Origin of the sequence: Enterobacter sp. 01-M-02-SI-ECC (assembly GCF_047530595.1) — a bacterium.
Lineage (GTDB): Bacteria > Pseudomonadota > Gammaproteobacteria > Enterobacterales > Enterobacteriaceae > Enterobacter > Enterobacter cloacae_M.
In genome coordinates, this window is record NZ_JBLKCZ010000014.1 from 54,654 (window position 1) to 73,763 (window position 19,110).

At 56.6% G+C, this 19,110-nt stretch carries 19 protein-coding genes; 15 read left to right on the top strand and 4 right to left on the bottom strand.

What is annotated here, in order from left to right:
* Position 1 precedes the first annotated feature (1 nt).
* Positions 2–1,072: a sn-glycerol-3-phosphate import ATP-binding protein UgpC gene (locus ACMWLG_RS17195; protein ID WP_045402512.1), complete on the top strand. Its 1,071-nt coding sequence runs from the start codon at positions 2–4 to the stop codon at positions 1,070–1,072.
* Entirely contained in the window at positions 1,069–1,815 is a 747-nt protein-coding gene (gene ugpQ, locus ACMWLG_RS17200; protein WP_045402509.1) for a glycerophosphodiester phosphodiesterase, read from the top strand. Before ACMWLG_RS17195 ends, ugpQ begins: the two co-directional genes overlap by 4 nt.
* Here the strand turns inward: ugpQ and ACMWLG_RS17205 are convergent.
* Positions 1,799–2,176, bottom strand: a complete 378-nt coding sequence (locus ACMWLG_RS17205; RefSeq protein ID WP_045402505.1) for a DUF2756 family protein — start codon at positions 2,174–2,176, stop codon at positions 1,799–1,801. The two genes, ugpQ and ACMWLG_RS17205, sit on opposite strands and share 17 nt — an antisense overlap.
* A gap of 123 nt (positions 2,177–2,299) precedes the next feature.
* Between ACMWLG_RS17205 and ggt the strand changes: the two genes are divergently transcribed.
* Positions 2,300–4,045 carry a gamma-glutamyltransferase gene (gene ggt / locus ACMWLG_RS17210; RefSeq protein WP_072254533.1) on the top strand — a complete coding sequence of 582 codons (1,746 nt, stop codon included), beginning with the start codon at positions 2,300–2,302 and terminating at the stop codon, positions 4,043–4,045.
* Between the two features lie 106 nt (positions 4,046–4,151).
* Here ggt and yhhY read toward each other — a convergent pair whose 3' ends face one another.
* Entirely contained in the window at positions 4,152–4,640 is a 489-nt protein-coding gene (gene yhhY / locus ACMWLG_RS17215; RefSeq protein WP_045402502.1) for an N-acetyltransferase, read from the bottom strand.
* 256 nt (positions 4,641–4,896) lie between these two features.
* On the opposite strand from yhhY, the gene ACMWLG_RS17220 reads away from it, so the two are divergent.
* The 5 genes from ACMWLG_RS17220 to gntU all read left to right on the top strand — a co-directional run bounded on the left by ACMWLG_RS17220 (position 4,897) and on the right by gntU (position 9,848).
* Positions 4,897–5,934, top strand: coding sequence for an oxidoreductase (locus ACMWLG_RS17220; protein WP_045402500.1), 1,038 nt, complete (start codon positions 4,897–4,899; stop codon positions 5,932–5,934).
* A gap of 123 nt (positions 5,935–6,057) precedes the next feature.
* The gene (locus ACMWLG_RS17225) at positions 6,058–6,753 is read left to right on the top strand and encodes a pirin family protein (RefSeq protein WP_045402497.1); all 696 of its coding nucleotides are present in this window, start codon (positions 6,058–6,060) and stop codon (positions 6,751–6,753) included.
* Positions 6,754–6,854: 101 nt separating this feature from the next.
* Positions 6,855–7,850: a gluconate operon transcriptional repressor GntR gene (gene gntR, locus ACMWLG_RS17230; protein WP_021242747.1), complete on the top strand. Its 996-nt coding sequence runs from the start codon at positions 6,855–6,857 to the stop codon at positions 7,848–7,850.
* 126 nt (positions 7,851–7,976) lie between these two features.
* Positions 7,977–8,504 carry a gluconokinase gene (gene gntK / locus ACMWLG_RS17235; RefSeq protein ID WP_008503362.1) on the top strand — a complete coding sequence of 176 codons (528 nt, stop codon included), beginning with the start codon at positions 7,977–7,979 and terminating at the stop codon, positions 8,502–8,504.
* Positions 8,505–8,507: 3 nt separating this feature from the next.
* Positions 8,508–9,848, top strand: coding sequence for a gluconate transporter (gene gntU, locus ACMWLG_RS17240; RefSeq protein WP_010436459.1), 1,341 nt, complete (start codon positions 8,508–8,510; stop codon positions 9,846–9,848).
* Between the two features lie 117 nt (positions 9,849–9,965).
* Here gntU and plsB read toward each other — a convergent pair whose 3' ends face one another.
* Positions 9,966–12,386, bottom strand: coding sequence for a glycerol-3-phosphate 1-O-acyltransferase PlsB (plsB, locus tag ACMWLG_RS17245; protein ID WP_045402495.1), 2,421 nt, complete (start codon positions 12,384–12,386; stop codon positions 9,966–9,968).
* Between the two features lie 154 nt (positions 12,387–12,540).
* On the opposite strand from plsB, the gene ACMWLG_RS17250 reads away from it, so the two are divergent.
* The 4 genes from ACMWLG_RS17250 to ACMWLG_RS17265 all read left to right on the top strand — a co-directional run bounded on the left by ACMWLG_RS17250 (position 12,541) and on the right by ACMWLG_RS17265 (position 15,357).
* A complete protein-coding gene (locus ACMWLG_RS17250) occupies positions 12,541–12,909 on the top strand; it encodes a diacylglycerol kinase (protein ID WP_023334158.1) in 369 nt (122 codons plus the stop codon).
* Between the two features lie 108 nt (positions 12,910–13,017).
* Positions 13,018–13,626, top strand: coding sequence for a transcriptional repressor LexA (gene lexA, locus ACMWLG_RS17255; RefSeq protein WP_023310039.1), 609 nt, complete (start codon positions 13,018–13,020; stop codon positions 13,624–13,626).
* A 63-nt stretch (positions 13,627–13,689) separates the two neighbouring features.
* Positions 13,690–15,027 (top strand): MATE family efflux transporter DinF, encoded by a 1,338-nt coding sequence (gene dinF / locus ACMWLG_RS17260; protein WP_045402492.1) that lies wholly within the window; start codon positions 13,690–13,692, stop codon positions 15,025–15,027.
* A 120-nt stretch (positions 15,028–15,147) separates the two neighbouring features.
* The gene (locus ACMWLG_RS17265; protein WP_014830284.1) at positions 15,148–15,357 is read left to right on the top strand and encodes a CsbD family protein; all 210 of its coding nucleotides are present in this window, start codon (positions 15,148–15,150) and stop codon (positions 15,355–15,357) included.
* A gap of 69 nt (positions 15,358–15,426) precedes the next feature.
* Here the strand turns inward: ACMWLG_RS17265 and zur are convergent, their stop codons facing one another.
* Complete coding sequence (zur, locus tag ACMWLG_RS17270; protein WP_008503369.1) at positions 15,427–15,939, bottom strand: zinc uptake transcriptional repressor Zur; 513 nt, start codon at positions 15,937–15,939, stop codon at positions 15,427–15,429.
* 114 nt (positions 15,940–16,053) lie between these two features.
* On the opposite strand from zur, the gene ACMWLG_RS17275 reads away from it, so the two are divergent.
* The 3 genes from ACMWLG_RS17275 (at position 16,054) to dusA (ending at position 19,103) form a co-directional block, all read left to right on the top strand.
* Positions 16,054–16,542, top strand: a complete 489-nt coding sequence (locus tag ACMWLG_RS17275; RefSeq protein WP_023310041.1) for a cupin domain-containing protein — start codon at positions 16,054–16,056, stop codon at positions 16,540–16,542.
* A gap of 223 nt (positions 16,543–16,765) precedes the next feature.
* Entirely contained in the window at positions 16,766–18,025 is a 1,260-nt protein-coding gene (locus tag ACMWLG_RS17280; RefSeq protein ID WP_126304323.1) for a conjugal transfer protein TraF, read from the top strand.
* A gap of 82 nt (positions 18,026–18,107) precedes the next feature.
* The gene (gene dusA / locus ACMWLG_RS17285; RefSeq protein WP_045620061.1) at positions 18,108–19,103 is read left to right on the top strand and encodes a tRNA dihydrouridine(20/20a) synthase DusA; all 996 of its coding nucleotides are present in this window, start codon (positions 18,108–18,110) and stop codon (positions 19,101–19,103) included.
* Positions 19,104–19,110 lie beyond the last annotated feature (7 nt).

The following is a 19,110-nucleotide window of genomic DNA, read 5'->3' on the forward strand; positions in this document are numbered from 1 at the left end:
GATGGCAGGTTTAAAACTTCAGGCAGTAACCAAAAGCTGGGATGGTAAAACCCAGGTGATTCAGCCGCTGACGCTCGACGTGGCGGACGGGGAATTCATCGTGATGGTCGGTCCGTCCGGCTGCGGCAAATCCACCCTGCTGCGCATGGTGGCGGGGCTGGAGCGCGTGACCTCCGGGGATATCTGGATTGACCGCCAGCGCGTCACCGAGATGGAGCCGAAAGACAGAGGCATCGCGATGGTGTTCCAGAACTACGCCCTCTATCCGCACATGAGCGTGGAAGAGAACATGGCCTGGGGGCTGAAAATCCGCGGCATGGGCAAAGGCCATATCGACGAGCGGGTGAAGGAGGCGGCACGCATTCTCGAACTGGACGGCCTGCTGAAGCGCCGACCGCGCGAGCTCTCCGGCGGCCAGCGCCAGCGCGTGGCGATGGGGCGCGCCATCGTGCGCGATCCGGCGGTATTCCTGTTCGACGAGCCGCTGTCTAACCTCGACGCCAGGCTGCGCGTGCAGATGCGTCTTGAGCTGCAGCAGCTGCACCGTCGTCTGAAAACCACCTCCCTGTACGTGACCCACGATCAGGTCGAAGCCATGACCCTCGCCCAGCGCGTGATGGTGATGAACAAAGGCGTTGCCGAGCAGATTGGTACCCCGGTGGAGGTCTACGAGAAACCGGCCACCCGCTTTGTGGCGAGCTTTATCGGCAGCCCGGCGATGAACCTGCTGGAAGGGCGTATCAGCAGCGCGGGCACGCATTTTGAGCTGGAAAGCGGGATGGCATTGCCGATCAACTGGTACTATCGTGGCTACGCCGGGCGTAAGATGACGCTCGGTATCCGCCCCGAGCATATCGGTTTAACCTCTCAGGCGGACGGCGGCGTGCCGCTGGTGATGGACACGCTGGAGATGTTGGGTGCAGATAACCTGGCGCACGGGCGCTGGGGCGAACAAAAAATGGTGGTGCGCCTGGCACATCAGGAGCGCCCGAAAGCAGGCAGCACGCTGTGGCTGCACCTGCCGGAAAACCATCTGCACCTGTTTGACGGTGAAACAGGACAACGAGTATGAGCAACTGGCCTTATCCCCACGTCGTCGCCCACCGCGGCGGCGGTAAGCTGGCGCCGGAAAATACGCTGGCGGCGATTGACGTTGGCGCACGCTACGGTCACACGATGATCGAGTTCGACGCCAAGCTGTCGAAAGACGGCGAGATTTTCCTGCTGCATGACGATAACCTCGAACGCACCAGCAACGGATGGGGCGTGGCTGGCGAGCTGCCGTGGCGCGATCTGCTGAAGGTCGACGCCGGAAGCTGGTACAGCGGCGAATTCAAAGGCGAACCGCTGCCGCTGCTGGCGGAAGTGGCCGATCGCTGTCGCCTGCACGGGATGATGGCCAACATCGAAATCAAACCGACCACCGGCACCGGGCCGCTGACCGGCAAAGTGATTGCTCTCGCCGCGCGCGAGCTGTGGGAAGGGATGACCGCGCCGCTGCTGTCATCATTTGAAATCGATGCGCTGGAGGCCGCACAGGCGGCCGTGCCGGCGCTGCCGCGCGGGCTGCTGCTTGACGAGTGGCGCGAGGACTGGCGCGAGCTGACGACACGCTTAGCGTGCGTTTCTATCCATCTCAACCACAGGCTGCTGGATGAGGCGCGGGTGAAGATGCTGAAGGACGCGGGTCTGCATATTCTGGTCTACACGGTTAACAAACCCCAGCGCGCAGCCGAACTGCTGCGCTGGGGCGTGGACAGCATCTGTACCGATGCAATCGACCTGATCGGCCCGGACTTTAGTTCTGCGGATTAAGCATACTGCCATTCGACTGCGGCGGCAGCATATGCTGCTGTCCGCTGCCTGACGACGTCATTCCCCCTAACATCCCGCCGTTTTTATTCGGCAGCGGCTGCTCGCGCATCTGCCCCTGCTGAACGCGCTGGGTGTTGGCGTTCATCTGATTTTGCAGGCTTTGCTGCTGCATTTGGGTCTGCGTTTTAAGCTGCTGGTTAAGCATCCCTTTTTGCTGCTGCTGTTGGCTCATCATCTCCGTCTGCATACGCTGCTGGCTCGGGATAACGTAACCCTGCTGGTTCGGGTTGTTCATGGTGTTGAGTGGCTGTGCGAGCGCGGCAAACGGGATCAGCGCCGCAAGAATCATCAAGCGTTTCATTGTCATTTCCTCCTTTTGAGGTCTCTCTTAAGTTTACCCCGATTTCACCATGACGATGATTTTTTAGGAGTTGTGAACCAGGCTTAAGCGGGGAATATGGATCCCTTCACCTGGAGAACAATAATGATGAAACCAACGTTTTTGCGCTGGGTCGCCATTGCCGCGCTGATGGCAGGCGGTACATTTAGCGTGGCGGCCAACCCGCCCGCGGCGCCTCCGGTCTCTTACGGCGTGGAGGAAGATGTCTTTCATCCCGTGAGGGCAACCCACGGGATGGTGGCATCCGTGGATGCACTGGCGACCCGCGTGGGCGTCGACATTCTCAGGCAGGGCGGTAACGCGGTGGATGCAGCGGTCGCCGTCGGCTATGCGCTGGCGGTGACGCATCCGCAGGCGGGGAACCTGGGCGGCGGCGGTTTTATGATGCTGCGCACCAAAGACGGCAAAACCACCGCCATCGACTTCCGCGAAATGGCCCCTTCTCAGGCGTCCCGCGATATGTTCCTCGACGATCAGGGTAACCCTGACAGCAAAAAATCCCTGACCTCGCATCTTGCTTCCGGCACGCCGGGTACCGTCGCGGGCTTCTCGCTGGCGCTGGAAAAATACGGCACGATGCCGCTGAACAAGGTGGTGCAGCCTGCCATCAAGCTGGCGCGCGACGGCTTTGTGGTAAACGATGCGCTGGCGGACGATCTCAAGACCTACGGCAGCGAAGTCATTCCGAATCACGAAAACAGCAAGGCCATCTTCTGGAAAGACGGTGAGCCGCTGAAGAAGGGCGACCGGCTGGTGCAGAAGAACCTCGCCAAAAGCCTGGAGCTGATTGCGGAGCACGGCCCGGACGCCTTCTACAAAGGGGCGATTGCCGACCAGATTGCCGAAGAGATGCAGAAGAACGGCGGGCTCATCACCAAAGCGGATCTGGCGGAATACAAGGCGGTGGAGCGCGAGCCGATTAGCGGCACCTATCGCGGATACGAGGTCTTCTCCATGCCGCCGCCGTCCTCCGGTGGGATCCACATCGTGCAGATCCTCAATATTCTCGAAAATTTCGATATGCACAAGTTCGGCTTCGGCAGCGCGGACGCCATGCAGGTGATGGCGGAAGCGGAAAAACGCGCCTACGCCGACCGGTCGGAATATCTCGGCGATCCGGATTTCGTGAAGGTGCCGTGGCAGGCGCTGACCAACAAGGCGTATGCCAAATCCATTGCCGATCAGATCGACATCAACAAGGCCAAGCCGTCGAGCGAGATCCGCCCCGGCAAGCTGGCACCGTACGAAAGCAACCAGACCACCCACTTCTCGGTGGTGGATAAAGACGGTAACGCGGTGGCGGTGACCTATACGCTCAATACCACCTTCGGCACCGGGATTGTGGCGGGCAACAGCGGCATTCTGCTGAACAACGAGATGGATGACTTCTCTGCCAAACCGGGCGTGCCGAACGTCTACGGGCTGGTGGGCGGCGATGCGAATGCGGTAGGGCCGAAGAAACGTCCGCTGTCGTCCATGTCGCCCACCATTGTCGTGAAAGACGGGAAAACCTGGCTGGTAACCGGCAGCCCTGGCGGCAGCCGTATTATCACCACCGTGCTGCAGATGGTGGTGAACAGCATCGACTTTGGGATGAACGTCGCCGAAGCGACCAACGCCCCGCGTTTCCATCACCAGTGGCTGCCGGACGAGCTGCGCGTGGAGAAGGGCTTTAGCCCGGACACCATCAAGCTGCTTGAACAGCGCGGGCAGAAGGTGGCGGTGAAGGAGGCGATGGGCAGCACCCAGAGCATTATGGTCGGGCCGGACGGGGCGCTGTTTGGCGCGTCGGATCCGCGGTCGGTGGATGATTTGTCGGCGGGGTATTAACGATTCCCTTCACTCTAACCCTCTCCCCGCAGGGGAGAGGGGATTGCACGGTGCGGTCTTTTCTCCCTCGCCCCTGTGGGGAGAGGGCCGGGGTGAGGGGAGTGTGTCACTTCATTCTCGCCATATAATACGCATCCACATACTCACCGTTGCGCAGGGCAAATTTCCTGCCGGTCCCTTCGATTTCAAAACCAAAATTTTTATAGAGCGCAACAGCCGCTGGATTATCGGCAAAGACCGTCAGTTCGATACGTTCAATGCGTAACCAGTTGTCACACAGATTGATCATCTCGCTCATGAGCCTGCGGCCTACGCCGCGACCCTGCATATCCGCAGCCACGCTGATACCGAATGTGGCAACGTGGCCGCGACGCGGGTTTTCCATTACGTCCAGCGCCATATGTCCAATAACGCGCTGGTCCAGACAGGCAACAAGATGGCGCCGGCCTGGTTTTGTCGCAACGCGTTCGTGCCACATTTCCATAGAAGGATGAGGGAGCTGTAGCGTGTCGTGATACACATCAGGATGCGACATGATGTCGCGCAAAGCTTCTGCATCGCTGGGTTCGATGTGGCGTATCACTATCTCACTCATTCCTTATTCCTCAGTCATTTAAACGTCCCTTCCAACATCAATGACTTTAAAACTTGAGTCAACCGCTATTTTTTGCAAAAAGTATTGGACAAGTGCGAATGAGAATGATTATTATTGCTCTGCATTCAGGAAGACCGCTACGGGAACCTGAAAGCACGACATTGCTCACATTGCTTCCAGTATTACTTTAGCCAGCTTTTAGCTGGCTTTTTTTTTGTTATGGTTAGACTCAGTAACCTTCCAAAAGGACTGAGCCATGACACTACATTGCGCATTTATTGGATTTGGTAAAAGTACGACCCGCTACCACCTGCCGTATGTTCTCAACCGTAAAGACAGCTGGCACGTCGCGCACGTCTTCCGCCGCCGCGCGAAGCCGGAAGAGCAATCCCCGCAGTATTCTCATATCCATTTCACCAGCGATCTTGATGAAGTGCTTAACGACCCGCAGGTCAAACTGGTTGTCGTCTGCACCCACGCCGACAGCCATTTTGACTATGCGAAACGCGCGCTGGAAGCGGGCAAAAACGTGCTGGTAGAAAAACCGTTCACCCCGACCATCGCCGAAGCAAAACAGCTGTTCGCGCTGGCGAAAAGTAAAGGCCTGAACGTTACGCCGTATCAGAACCGTCGCTTTGACAGCTGCTTCCTGACGGCAAAAAAGGCGATTCAAAGCGGCAAGCTGGGCGATATTGTGGAAATCGAAAGCCACTTCGATTACTACCGTCCGGTAGCGGAAACCCAACCCGGCCTGCCGCAGGACGGCTCGTTCTATGGTCTGGGCGTGCATACTATGGACCAGATCATCTCTCTGTTTGGCCGACCGGATCATGTCACATACGACATCCGCAGCCTGCGTAATAAAGCCAATCCGGACGACACCTTTGAAGCGCAGCTGTTCTACGGCGACCTGAAAGCCATCGTCAAAACCAGCCATCTGGTGAAAATCGACTATCCGAAATTTATCGTTCACGGCACCCGAGGCTCGTTCATCAAGTACGGCATCGACCAACAGGAGACCAGCCTGAAGGCCAACATCATGCCGGGTGAACCGGGCTTTGCGGCGGATGATTCCGTGGGCATGCTGGAGTACGTGAACGATGAGGGCGTGACGGTGAGAGAAGAGTTGAAACCGGAAATTGGCGACTATGGCCGCGTCTACGATGCGCTGTATGAAACTCTCACAACTAGCGCGCCGAATTACGTCAAGGAATCTGACGTTCTGACCAATCTGGAAATCCTCGAGCGGGCCTTTGAGCAGGCTTCTCCTGCCACGGTAACCCTCGCGAAATAAGCAAAAACGGCTCCTCTGCGCTTATTCATAATTTTTGAACAGAGGAGTCAATTTTCACCCTCTATGATCCCAGGCGGTTTGCGTCCACACTTACTCCATCGAAACGAACTGAGGGTGAAAACAATGATCTACTTACGCAAAGCAAACGAACGTGGTCACGCGAATCATGGCTGGCTGGACTCATGGCATTCATTCTCGTTTGCCGACTACTACGACCCGAACTTCATGGGCTTCTCCGCACTGCGCGTGATTAACGACGACGTGATTGATGCAGGCCAGGGCTTCGGTACCCACCCGCACAAAGACATGGAAATCCTGACCTATGTGCTGGAAGGGGCGGTTGAGCACCAGGACAGCATGGGCAACAAAGAGCAGGTTCCGGCGGGCGAGTTCCAGATTATGAGCGCGGGTACCGGGGTGCGTCACTCCGAGTACAACCCGAGCAAAACGGAAAAACTGCACCTGTATCAAATCTGGATCATTCCAGAAGAGACCGGCATCACGCCGCGCTACGAGCAGCGCCGCTTCGACGCGAAACAGGGCAAACAGCTGGTGCTGTCCCCGGATGCGCGTGAAGGTTCCCTGAAGGTGCATCAGGATATGGAGCTGTACCGCTGGGCGCTGGCGAAAGACGAAGAGTCTGTGCACCAGATTGCCGCCAACCGCCGCGTCTGGATCCAGGTGGTGAAAGGTGAAGTGTCCATCAACGGCACCAAAGCGACAACCGCCGATGGCCTGGCTGTCTGGGATGAGCAGGCGCTCTCCGTGCATGCCGACAGCGAAAGTGAAATTCTGCTGTTTGACCTGCCGCCGGTGTAATAAATCATAAATAAATGTCCATCCTTCCCTTTGACAGGGGAAGGATGGGCTTTGTCCGTGATAAACTGAGCAAATCTTTCACTTCAAGATTTCTCAGGACGATGAAAAAGAAACGCCCCGTACTTCAGGATGTCGCCGATCGCGTCGGTGTGACCAAAATGACGGTCAGCCGTTTTTTACGTAACCCGGAGCAGGTTTCCGTGGCGTTACGTGGCAAGATTGCCGCTGCCCTTGATGAACTGGGTTATATCCCCAACCGCGCGCCCGATATTCTCTCCAATGCGACCAGCCGTGCGGTGGGCGTTCTGCTTCCTTCCCTGACCAACCAGGTTTTCGCCGAAGTTTTGCGCGGCATTGAAAGCGTCACCGATGCTTTTGGCTATCAGACCATGCTCGCCCACTACGGGTACAAGCCGGAGCTGGAAGAAGAACGTCTTGAATCGATGCTTTCCTGGAACATCGACGGCCTGATTTTAACGGAACGTACCCACACTGCCCGCACGCTCAAAATGATCGAAGTGGCCGGTATCCCGGTGGTGGAGCTGATGGACAGCCAGTCGCCGTGCCTCGATATCGCCGTGGGGTTCGATAACTTCGAAGCGGCGCGCCAGATGACGGCGGCCATCATCGCCCGTGGGCATCGTCATATTGCCTATCTGGGGGCGCGTCTTGATGAACGTACTATCATCAAACAGAAGGGATACGAGCAGGCGATGCTCGACGCGAACTTAACCCCCTACAGCGTGATGGTGGAGCAGTCCTCTTCCTATACGTCGGGTATTGAACTGATGCGTCAGGCACGACGCGAGTATCCGCAACTGGACGGTATTTTCTGCACCAACGATGACCTTGCGGTTGGCGCGGCGTTTGAGTGCCAGCGTCTGGGGCTCAAGATCCCGGATGATATGGCAATTGCCGGTTTCCACGGCCACGACATCGGCCAGGTGATGGAGCCGCGTCTGGCGAGCGTCCTGACCCCGCGTGAACGTATGGGCCGCATTGGCGCAGAACGCCTGCTGGCGCGCATTCGTGGCGAGACGGTTACCCCAAAAATGTTAGATTTAGGTTTCACCTTGTCACCGGGTGGATCTATTTGAACTGACAAATTTGAAGTAGCTCACACTTATTCACTTCGCGCACGTTTGGATATTGCTTCTCTTTTGCCCCGGCAGGACAATGTTACCGATAACTGTTACCCGTAACAATTGACTGAGGGACACCCTTTGAGCACGACTAATCACGATCACCACGTCTACGTCCTGATGGGCGTTTCCGGTAGCGGGAAATCAGCCGTAGCCAGCGAAGTGGCGCATCAACTCCAGGCTGCGTTTCTTGATGGCGACTTCCTCCATCCGCGCAGCAACATCATGAAAATGGCCTCCGGCGAGCCGCTGAACGACGACGACCGCAAACCGTGGTTGCAGGCGCTGAATGACGCCGCGTTCGCTATGCAGCGTACCAACAAAGTCTCCCTGATTGTTTGCTCTGCGCTGAAAAAAACCTACCGCGACCTGCTGCGCGACGGCAACCCGAACCTCTCTTTCATCTACCTGAAAGGGGATTTCGAGGTGATTGAAAGCCGCCTGAAGGCGCGTAAAGGTCACTTCTTCAAAACCCAGATGCTGGTGACGCAGTTCGAAGCGCTGCAGGAGCCGGGTGAAGACGAGAAAGACGTCTTAGTGGTTGATATCGATCAGTCACTGGAGGGTGTTGTTGCCAGCACCATCGAGGTCATTAATAAAAGGCAGTAAGTTTTGAGTACATTAACGCTAGTTTTGACAGCAGTGGGTTCCGTGTTGCTGCTGCTGTTTTTAGTGATGAAGGCGCGTATGCACGCTTTTGTCGCTTTGATGGTGGTTTCTATAGGTGCAGGTCTCTTTTCCGGTATGCCGCTCGACAAGATCGCCGCGACGATGGAAAAAGGGATGGGAGGCACGCTGGGCTTCCTGGCGATTGTGGTCGCCCTTGGCGCGATGTTTGGCAAGATTTTGCACGAGACGGGCGCGGTCGACCAGATTGCCGTCAAGATGCTGAAATCCTTCGGCCACAGCCGCGCGCACTACGCGATTGGTCTGGCTGGCCTGATTTGCGCGCTGCCGCTGTTCTTCGAAGTGGCCGTTGTGCTGCTGATAAGCGTCGCGTTCTCCATGGCGCGCCATACCGGCACTAACCTCGTGAAGCTGGTTATTCCGCTTTTTGCAGGCGTGGCGGCGGCTGCAGCGTTTCTGCTGCCTGGGCCTGCGCCGATGCTGCTGGCGTCCCAGATGCACGCCGACTTTGGCTGGATGATCCTGATTGGCCTGTGCGCGGCAATTCCGGGGATGATTATTGCCGGTCCGCTGTGGGGCAACTTCATCAGCCGTTACGTTGAGCTGCATATTCCGGACGACATCACCGAGCCGCACCTGGGCGAGGGCAAAATGCCGTCCTTCGGCTTCAGCCTGTCGCTGATCCTGCTGCCGCTGGTTCTCGTGGGTCTGAAAACCATCGCCGCGCGCTTTGTGCCGGTGGGTTCCAGCGCCTATGAATGGTTCGAGTTCATCGGTCACCCGTTCACGGCGATCCTGGTTGCCTGTCTGGTGGCGATTTACGGCCTGGCGATGCGTCAGGGAATGCCGAAAGACCGGGTGATGGAGATCTGCGGTGCCGCGCTGCAGCCGGCGGGTATTATCCTGCTGGTGATCGGCGCCGGCGGCGTGTTCAAGCAGGTGTTGGTGGATTCTGGCGTGGGTCCGGCTCTGGGCGAAGCGCTGACCGGGATGGGCCTGCCGATTGCGGTAACTTGCTTTGTGCTGGCCGCGGCGGTGCGTATCATTCAGGGTTCCGCAACCGTGGCGTGCTTAACCGCCGTGGGTCTGGTGATGCCGGTGATTGAACAGCTGAACTACTCGGGTGCGCAGATGGCCGCGCTGTCTATCTGTATCGCGGGCGGTTCGATTGTGGTCTCTCACGTTAACGACGCGGGCTTCTGGCTGTTCGGGAAATTTACCGGCGCTACCGAAGCGCAAACCCTGAAAACCTGGACGCTGATGGAAACCATCCTCGGCACGACGGGTGCGATTGTCGGGATGATTGCTTTCACATTGCTGAGCTGAACGCGGTGATTTAACAAGGCTCAAAAATAAGGCCCGGTAGCGTTAACGCTTACCGGGCCTTTATATTATGCAGAACGCCAGGCCGGGTCAGGTGAAACCCCATCCGGCTTTTTTACATCACTCGCCCTGCGTCGCGCTCTCGATCGTCAAACGCACATCCGACGTAATGAGTTCGGCCAGCATCTGGTACACCTTCAGCGTCTCTTCCGGCTCGGCATCGCCCGTATCGCTGATGTAGCCTTCGTCACGCAGAGTCAGGACCAGAGAGCTGAAGACCGCTTTGTCGAAGAACTCCGGGGCGTTAATGCCGTGCAGAACGGACAGGCGCTGTGCCAGCGTCCGGCTCTCTTTCTCCAGCGTACCGCGGTTGATAGACGGGTTCGCACTCAGCAGCCAGAACGTAATGGCGTAGCGCTGCAGCGTTTCGCGCGCGCCGGCCGCCAGCAGTTGCAGGGTACGGGAACGCGACGGATTGATGTGGAGTTCGTCGTTTGAAACGGCGATCAGCCCCTGACGACGCAGCTCTTCCGTCAGTTTGTCCAGTCCCCCCGCCAGCTCATCCTTACTCCAGCGCAGGAACAGTTCCGCTTTCAGCATCGGATAGAGCGTCTCAACGTGACGCAATAGCTCCTGACGCGAAATACTGCGGTGCTGGGTGATGATAGCCGCCATGAGCGACGGCAGCATCAGCATATGGGTGATGTTGTTGCGGTAGTAGGTCATCAGCACTGCCTGCTCGCGCGGCAGAATGATGATGTCACCGATCGTGTCCTTTTCGACTTCAAACTTGTTCATCTGCAACGCGTGATCGATAAGCTCACTGGCGGTAGCAGAAGGCACGGTTGAATCAACGGAATACGGCACGTTGCGCATCATGTCCAGATAGCAATCCAGCTGCTCCGTGAGCTGTTCGCGGGTCAGCGAGCGCTGACGCGAAGCCAGAAGCGCCGTACAGCACAGGTTCATGGCGTTAGCCGCACCGGCGTTGTTAATGCGCACCATCAGCTCGGACGCGATGCCGTTAACCGTTGGCGTCAGCCAGGCCGGACGAATCGCTTCGATTGGATCGATGGATTCACGCCACTCGGGAACGTGATGGTTCAGATACGTCATCAGCGGCATCGGCTCGCCGAAGTTCACGTAGCCCTGACCGAGATTACGTAGCTTGCTCAAGCCGCGCAGCATCTGCGGCAGGCTTTCTTTCTCTTTGGTCGCACCGCGCAGCTCTTTCGCGTACGTGCCCACTTCCATTACGTGCTCATAGCCAATGTAGATTGGCACCAGCGTGATTGGACGGGTTCCTCCGCGCAGCATCGCCTGAATAGTCATCGACAGCGTGCCGGTCTTCGGATCAAGCAGACGTCCGGTACGGGAACGACCGCCCTCCACGAAGTACTCAACGGAATAGCCGCGGCTGAACAGCTCGCCCAGATATTCGCGGAACACGGTGGAGTAGAGCTTGTTGCCCTTGAAGGTACGACGGATAAAGAACGCGCCCAGGCGGCGGAAAATCGGACCTGCTGGCCAGAAATTCAGGTTGATACCGGCAGCAATATGCGGCGGTACCAGCCCCTGGTGATAGAGCACGTAGGAAAGAAGCAGGTAGTCCATGTGGCTGCGGTGGCAGGGAACATAGACAATCTCATGGCCATCATGCGCCAGCTGGCGTACGCGCTCGGCGTTATGAACGTTGATACCCTGATACAGGCGGTTCCAGGTAAAGCCGAGAATACGATCGGACAGGCGAATCATCTCGTAAGAGAAGTTCGCTGCAATCTCTTCCATCAGCGCAATGGCGTTCTGCTGGGCTTTCTCATGCGATATTTTCTTGCTGCGCGCTTCGTCTTCAACGGCGCGAGCAATCGCTTTGGAGGCCAGCAGCTTGTTGAACAGATCCTGACGCGCCGGAAGACGCGGCCCTACGGCAGCCAGGCGCTGGCGGGCGAAGTGCATACGCGCCACGCGCGCCAGTTTCTGCGCGATGATCTTGTCGGTTCCATGCTCGTCCGCCATTCGACGCAGCGAAACGGAAGGGGAAAAACGCACAAAGCTGTCGCGTCCCAGCCAGGAGACCGCGAAAAACTTCTGGATGCCGTTAAGCATGCGCAGCGGCGGGTTCTCTTCGCCTTTTTCACGGCCCGGACGACGACCAAACATCACCGATACCGGCACCATCTGCACATCCAGATCGGGGTTGCTGCGGTGCAGGTCGAGATAGTCGTGGAACAGCTTGATGGACTCTTCTTTTGGCGTGTAGTAGGTAAACACGCGCGGTCCACCGTGAATGAACACGTAGCGCGGCAGTAAAGTGCCGTCAACTTCAAGCGGTTCAAGCGGGTCAGGTAAGTCATGCGCCAGACACTGGGCGCGAAGCGTCAGTAAGTCTGCCTTCGAGTTATAAGGCAAAACGTACATAATAGGACGCGACGTATCGAGCCCCAATTCCAGCGCGGGTTCTGCTGGGATAGACTTGCTTTTTACCAGGATGCTTAATGGTAAATTAAGTAATTTGTAGTAAATTCGTGGCCAGCCGGACATAAACGATGTAAAGCCTCTGGTTAATAATGCAATTGCGGCGCAAGGATAACAGAAAGCGCGCAAAATTTCTGTTGTTACCCGTCATACTTCAGGCTGTAGCGAAACGCGCTACAGTTCCTGTTACTGACGCTTTTTTTCATAAAAGGTTCTTTTAATGGCCAATAATACCACTGGGTTAACGCGTATCATCAAAGCCGCCGGCTATTCATGGAAAGGTTTCCGTGCCGCGTGGATCAACGAAGCTGCCTTTCGCCAGGAGGGCGTCGCCGCAATCATCGCGGTGATTATCGCCTGTTTCCTTGATGTTGATGCTATTACCCGCGTACTTCTAATCGGTTCCGTACTTCTGGTGATGATAGTGGAAATTCTTAATAGCGCTATTGAGGCCGTTGTTGATCGCATTGGTTCAGATTTCCACGAGCTTTCTGGTCGCGCAAAAGACATGGGATCTGCTGCCGTGCTGCTGGCGATTATCACTGCCGTTATCACCTGGGTCACGCTGCTTTGGTCACATTTCCGATGAGCCTCGAGGAATAATTAAGTCCCTGGTTTTTTGTGCAGTTTTTGGTTCCAAAATCGCCTTTGACTGTATATACTCACAGCATAACTGTATATACACCCAGGGGGCGGAATGAAAGCGTTAACGACCAGGCAGCAAGAGGTGTTTGATCTCATCCGGGATCATATCGGCCAGACGGGTATGCCACCCACGCGTGCGGAAATCGCGCAGCGTCTGGGCTTCCGTTCTCCGAATGCTGCTGAAGAGCACCTGAAAGCGCTGGCGCGTAAAGGCGTGATTGAGATTGTTTCAGGCGCGTCACGCGGTATCCGCCTGCTGGTGGAAGAAGAGACGGGCATTCCGCTGATAGGCCGTGTTGCTGCCGGTGAGCCTTTACTGGCACAGCAGCATATTGAGGGCCACTACCAGGTCGATCCTGGCATGTTCAAACCGAGCGCTGATTTCCTGCTGCGCGTCAGCGGTATGTCGATGAAAGACATCGGTATTCTTGACGGCGATCTGCTTGCGGTGCACAAAACGCAGGATGTGCGTAACGGCCAGGTGGTTGTCGCGCGCATTGATGATGAAGTCACCGTCAAGCGTCTGAAAAAACAGGGTAACACCGTTCAGCTACTGCCTGAAAACAACGAGTTCTCCCCGATTGTGGTCGATCTCCGCGAACACAACTTCTCTATCGAAGGACTGGCGGTTGGGGTCATTCGCAACGGCGAATGGCTGTAACCTCTTCCTGACAGGCTATGGCGCCGCTGTAGCCTGCTTCATTCTCGACTCCCGGTATTTTTCATGTCACTGCTGACGGCATCCGATAAGGCATTGTGGCGTCTTGCTCTGCCGATGATTTTCTCCAATATTACCGTTCCCTTGCTGGGTCTGGTCGATACTGCCGTTATTGGCCACCTTGATTCGCCTGTTTATCTTGGCGGCGTGGCGATTGGCGCGACGGCAACCAGCTTCCTGTTTATGCTGCTGCTCTTTTTGCGCATGAGCACCACCGGGCTCACGGCCCAGGCTTATGGTGCAAAAGATCCGCTGCGTCTGGCGCGCGCGCTGGTCCAGCCGCTGATCCTTGCGCTCGGTGCAGGGGCGTTCATCGTTTTATTGCGGGCACCCCTGATCGATCTTGCGCTTCATATTGTTGGCGGCAGCGAGGCGGTACTGGCTCAGGCGCGACGTTTCCTTGAAATCCGCTGGCTCAGCGCGCCCGCCTCGCTGGCAAACCTGGTTCTGCTGGGGTGGCTCCTGGGCGTTCAGTACGCCCGTGCACCAGTGATTTTGCTGGTGGTAGGCAACCTTCTCAACATTGTGCTGGATGTCTGGCTGGTAATGGGCCTGCATATGAACGTGCGGGGCGCGGCGCTGGCAACGGCGATTGCCGAATACGGAACCTTTATTATTGGTCTGTGGATGGTCTGGCGCGTGCTGGCGATGCGCGGCATCTCCCTGGCGCTGCTCAAAACCGCATGGCGCGGCAATATCCGTAGGCTGCTGGCGCTTAATCGTGACATCATGCTGCGCTCGCTGCTGCTTCAGCTCTGCTTCGGCGCGCTGACGGTTTTCGGGGCGCGACTGGGGCCAGAAATCGTTGCGGTCAACGCGGTATTGATGACGCTACTGACCTTTACCGCCTACGCGCTGGACGGTTTTGCCTATGCGGTAGAAGCGCATTCCGGGCAGGCTTACGGCGCGCGCGAAAGCGGGCAGCTGCGGGACGTCTGGCGGGCAGCCTGCCGCCAGTCTGGGCTGGTGGCGCTGGCGTTCGGCCTGGTTTATGCCTGCCTTGGTGAGCAAATCGTCGCGTTGCTTACGTCTATCCCTGCGCTGCGCGAGCTGGCGAGTCACTATCTCATCTGGCAAGTCATCTTACCGGTGATCGGCGTCTGGTGTTATCTGCTGGACGGCATGTTTATTGGTGCGACGCGCGGAGCGGAAATGCGTAACAGCATGGCGGTCGCGGCGGCCGGGTTTGGCCTGACGCTGCTGACGCTTCCCTGGCTGGGTAATCACGGTTTGTGGCTGGCCCTGGCCGTTTTCCTCTCGCTGAGAGGGATATCGCTGGCTTTTATCTGGCACCGCCACTGGCAAAACGATACCTGGTTCCCTTCACGTCACGATATATCGTGATGGTTAAAGATTCCGAATATGAAATCAACTGCCGAATCCTTAACTACAATAATTATCACGTCCAGCAGAAAAGAACGTAACGGACGTTACGACCCGACGCTTAACTAAGAGGACACGATGATGAATAAAGACGAAATCGGCGGCAACTGGAAGCAGTTCAAAGGTAAAGCCAAAGAACAGTGGGGTAAGCTGACTGATGACGATATGACCGTCATTGAAGGTAAACGCGATCAGCTTGTCGGTAAAATTCAGGAACGTTACGGCTACGCGAAAGACCAGGCGGAAAAAGAAGTGGGCGACTGGGAAAAACGCAACGACTACCGCTGGTAACCGGGCTTTACCCGCAAGTACAAGGAAGTACACCCTGAGGGCGGCCATGAGCCGCCTTTTCTTTTGCCGTTAACGCGGTTTTTTCTTCACAAGAATAGAGTGGTCGTGCTGACACGCGTCCTGATGACGACAGGCTTCCACTTCCACGCAGGCAGAGCACAGTCCGTGCGCTTCAATCACGTTATGACGCAGGGCAAAACCCATTTTTGCTGCCAGCGTATGCATAATATCTTCCACACCTTCCGCAGCCTCTTCTTTCACCACGCCGCATCGGTCACAGATAAACATCGCCGATGTGTGGGTAGGCTGATCGAACAGATGGCACAACACATAGCTGTTTGTGGACTCAACTTTATGCACGAATCCTTGTTCCAGCAGGAAATCCAGGGCACGATACACGGTCGGTGGTTTCGCCTGCGGTTCGCTTTCGCGGAGCAGGTCGAGCAGATCGTAGGCGCTGATAGCACCCTGCTGCAGGCTCATCAGACGTAAGACTTCAAGGCGCTGCGGAGTCAGGCGCACATTGCGTTGCGCACACAGCTTTTCGGCCTGCGCTAACAGCTCTTTTGTGGACTTATCCATTTAGCACCCCGGATGTTATAGGACGGAAACCCCCACTTTATCATGTTCTGGTAAAAACGCCGAGATCCGCCAGTCTGTGCTATACCTGACCCATTACAAACCGGGAAATAAACAATGAAAAAACCTGACTGTATTCGGCACTGGCGCGACGTTGAAGGCGCGGATGATTCGACCTACCCAGATAGCGATGAGCGTTTTTCTATCGGCGCCCCGTTGGCTCGCAAGCTTGGGCTCGGGCGCATTGGTATCCATCATGAGCGTTTACCGCCCGGGCGCAGGACGTCCTATCCGCATGCGGAAAGCGATGAAGAAGAGTTCGTTTATGTGCTCGAAGGTCATCCAGAAGCGTGGATTAATGGCTATTTATGGAAACTTGAACCGGGCGACAGCGTGGGGTTTCCTGCCGGAACGGGTATTTGCCATACCTTTATCAACAACACGGACGAAGAGGTGCGGTTACTGGTCGTTGGCGAGGCCAACAAGAAACACAATCGCATCTACTATCCGCTCAACCCGGTGTATGCCGCTACCCGTGAGGATCGCTGGGTAGACCACCCGCCCCAGTTTTTTGGACCGCATGATGGAAAACCTGGGAAAAAATAATTTCCTCTTCTATAAATATTGAGGGCCGTCACAAAATATAACAGGCCGTAAGGAAGTTTTACTTAGGGATAGAAATAGCGGGTCTTTTACTACTTATTCACAGCAATAGTTCGTTCCTGTTTGGGTGATAACAGACAGGGGTTATTTCATAACAGACTATAACGGGCATACTGTGAAAAAATATTTTAAATTTTCGGTGGTGAGTATCGCTGTTTCCTTGTTTATGGCAAATCAGGCGGGAGCAGCCAATACCTGGACAGAATCACGGAGTGACGCAATGGGTGGCACTGGCGTTGCCTCCGGGAGCTATGGTAGCGGGGCGTTAATCAACCCCGCGTTGCTGGCAAAGGCAAAACCGGACGATGATGTGACGGTCATTTTGCCGGCCGTTGGCGTTCAGGTGACGGATGAGGACAATCTTCAGGATGAGATTGATACCATCAACGACAAAATTAATCACTATAAGGATGTGGTTGATAACCTTACGCCAATTCAGGTCATCACCAATCCGTTAGGTTCCATTAATCAATTCCAGGGCGCGGCCAAAGATCTGGCCGATGAGCTGGACTATCTCAAGGGCAAAACCGCACGCGCGACGGCAGGCGCAGGGCTTGCCGTGAGTATTCCTAACGATGTGCTTTCCGTGGCCTTTATGGCGAAAGGGTACGCCCATGGCCGGGTGAGTTCGTCTATCGATCAGCAAGATATTGATTATCTGCGCGGTATTCAACGAAGCAATGTGGTGGCTGCCGGTGTTGCCCTGGACGCTGCGCTGAACGGTACGGATCAGATCACTAAAAATCTCAACTCAACGGCGTCTGGCCGGGCAGCGATTGTGTCCGACTATGGTGTTGCCGTTGCCCGTCAGTTTGACCTCGGCGGCGTCCCGGTTTCCGTGGGCGTGACGCCAAAACTGCAAAAAACCTGGGTCTATAACTACACCACGTCAATCTACGATTACGACAGTAACAAGTGGAACGACAGCCGCTACCGCACGGACGACACGGGCTTCAACGTCGATGCCGGTATTGCGGCTGATTTCGGCGAACACTGGACCGTTGGCGTGAGCGGCCAAAACCTGATGTCGCGCGATATCGACACCAAAGATATCCGTATCCGCAACGGCCGGACGGGAGAAGTGGTGAGCTATAAAGACACCTACCAGATCCGTCCGCTGGTGACCGCCGGTGCCGCCTGGCACAACGACCTGGTGACGCTGACCGCCGATGGCGATCTGACGGAAACCAAAGGCTTCAAGAGCGAAGATACGTCGCAGTACGTGGGGGTCGGTGCCGAGGTTACGCCGCTCAGCTGGCTGGCGGTGCGTGCGGGTTATCGCGCGGACGTGAAGGGTAACGACAGCAATGTCTTTACCGGCGGTGTCGGTTTCGCGCCGTTCAGTACCGTACATGTTGACCTGATGGGTCTGTACGGCGAGGACGAAACCTGGGGTGCCGGGGCTCAGCTGAGCATGACGTTCTAAAGTCCACCGGAGGCGCTGCGCCTCCGGCTTTTCTTTGTGCTATAGTAGCGCCCCTTTTCCACCAGATGCTTAAAACTTCGCCATGTCGTCAGAATTACAGACCGCTTTCACTGCACACCGTTTCTCCATTGCGCCGATGCTCGACTGGACGGACAGACACTGCCGCTATTTCCTGCGCCAGCTCTCCCGCCATACGCTGCTGTACACCGAAATGGTGACCACGGGCGCAATCATTCACGGGAAGGGCGACTATCTGGCCTATAGCGAAGAAGAGCATCCGGTTGCCCTGCAGCTGGGCGGCAGCGATCCGGTCGCGCTGGCGCAGTGCGCGAAGCTGGCGGAAGAACGCGGCTACGACGAGATCAACCTGAACGTTGGCTGCCCGTCCGACCGCGTGCAGAACGGCATGTTTGGCGCCTGTCTGATGGGGAATGCACAGCTGGTAGCGGACTGTATCAAGGCGATGCGCGATGTGGTCTCCATTCCGGTCACGGTCAAAACCCGTATCGGCATTGACGATCAGGACAGCTACGAATTCCTGTGCGACTTCATCAACACGGTATCCGGGAAAGGCGAGTGCGAGATGTTCATCATTCACGCGCGAAAAGCCTGGCTCTCCGGCCTCAGCCCGAAAGAGAACCGTGAGATCCCGCCGCTGGACTATCCGCGCGTGTATCAACTGAAGCGTGACTTCCCGCACCTGACGATGTCCATCAACGGTGGCATCAAGTCGCTGGAAGAGGCCAAAGCGCATCTGGCGCATATGGATGGCGTGATGGTCGGGCGCGAGGCGTATCAGAACCCGGGCATTCTGGCGACGGTCGATCGCGAAATCTTTGGTATCGAAGGCGCGGACACCGATCCGGTTGCGGTCGTGCGTGCGATGTACCCTTACATTGAGCGCGAGTTGAGCAATGGTACCTATCTCGGCCATATCACCCGCCATATGCTTGGTCTGTTCCAGGGGATTCCGGGCGCGCGTCAGTGGCGCCGCTACCTGAGCGAGAATGCGCATAAAGCCGGTGCCGATATTGAGGTGCTGGAACATGCGCTGCGACTGGTGGCAGACAAGCGATAACTTTCGC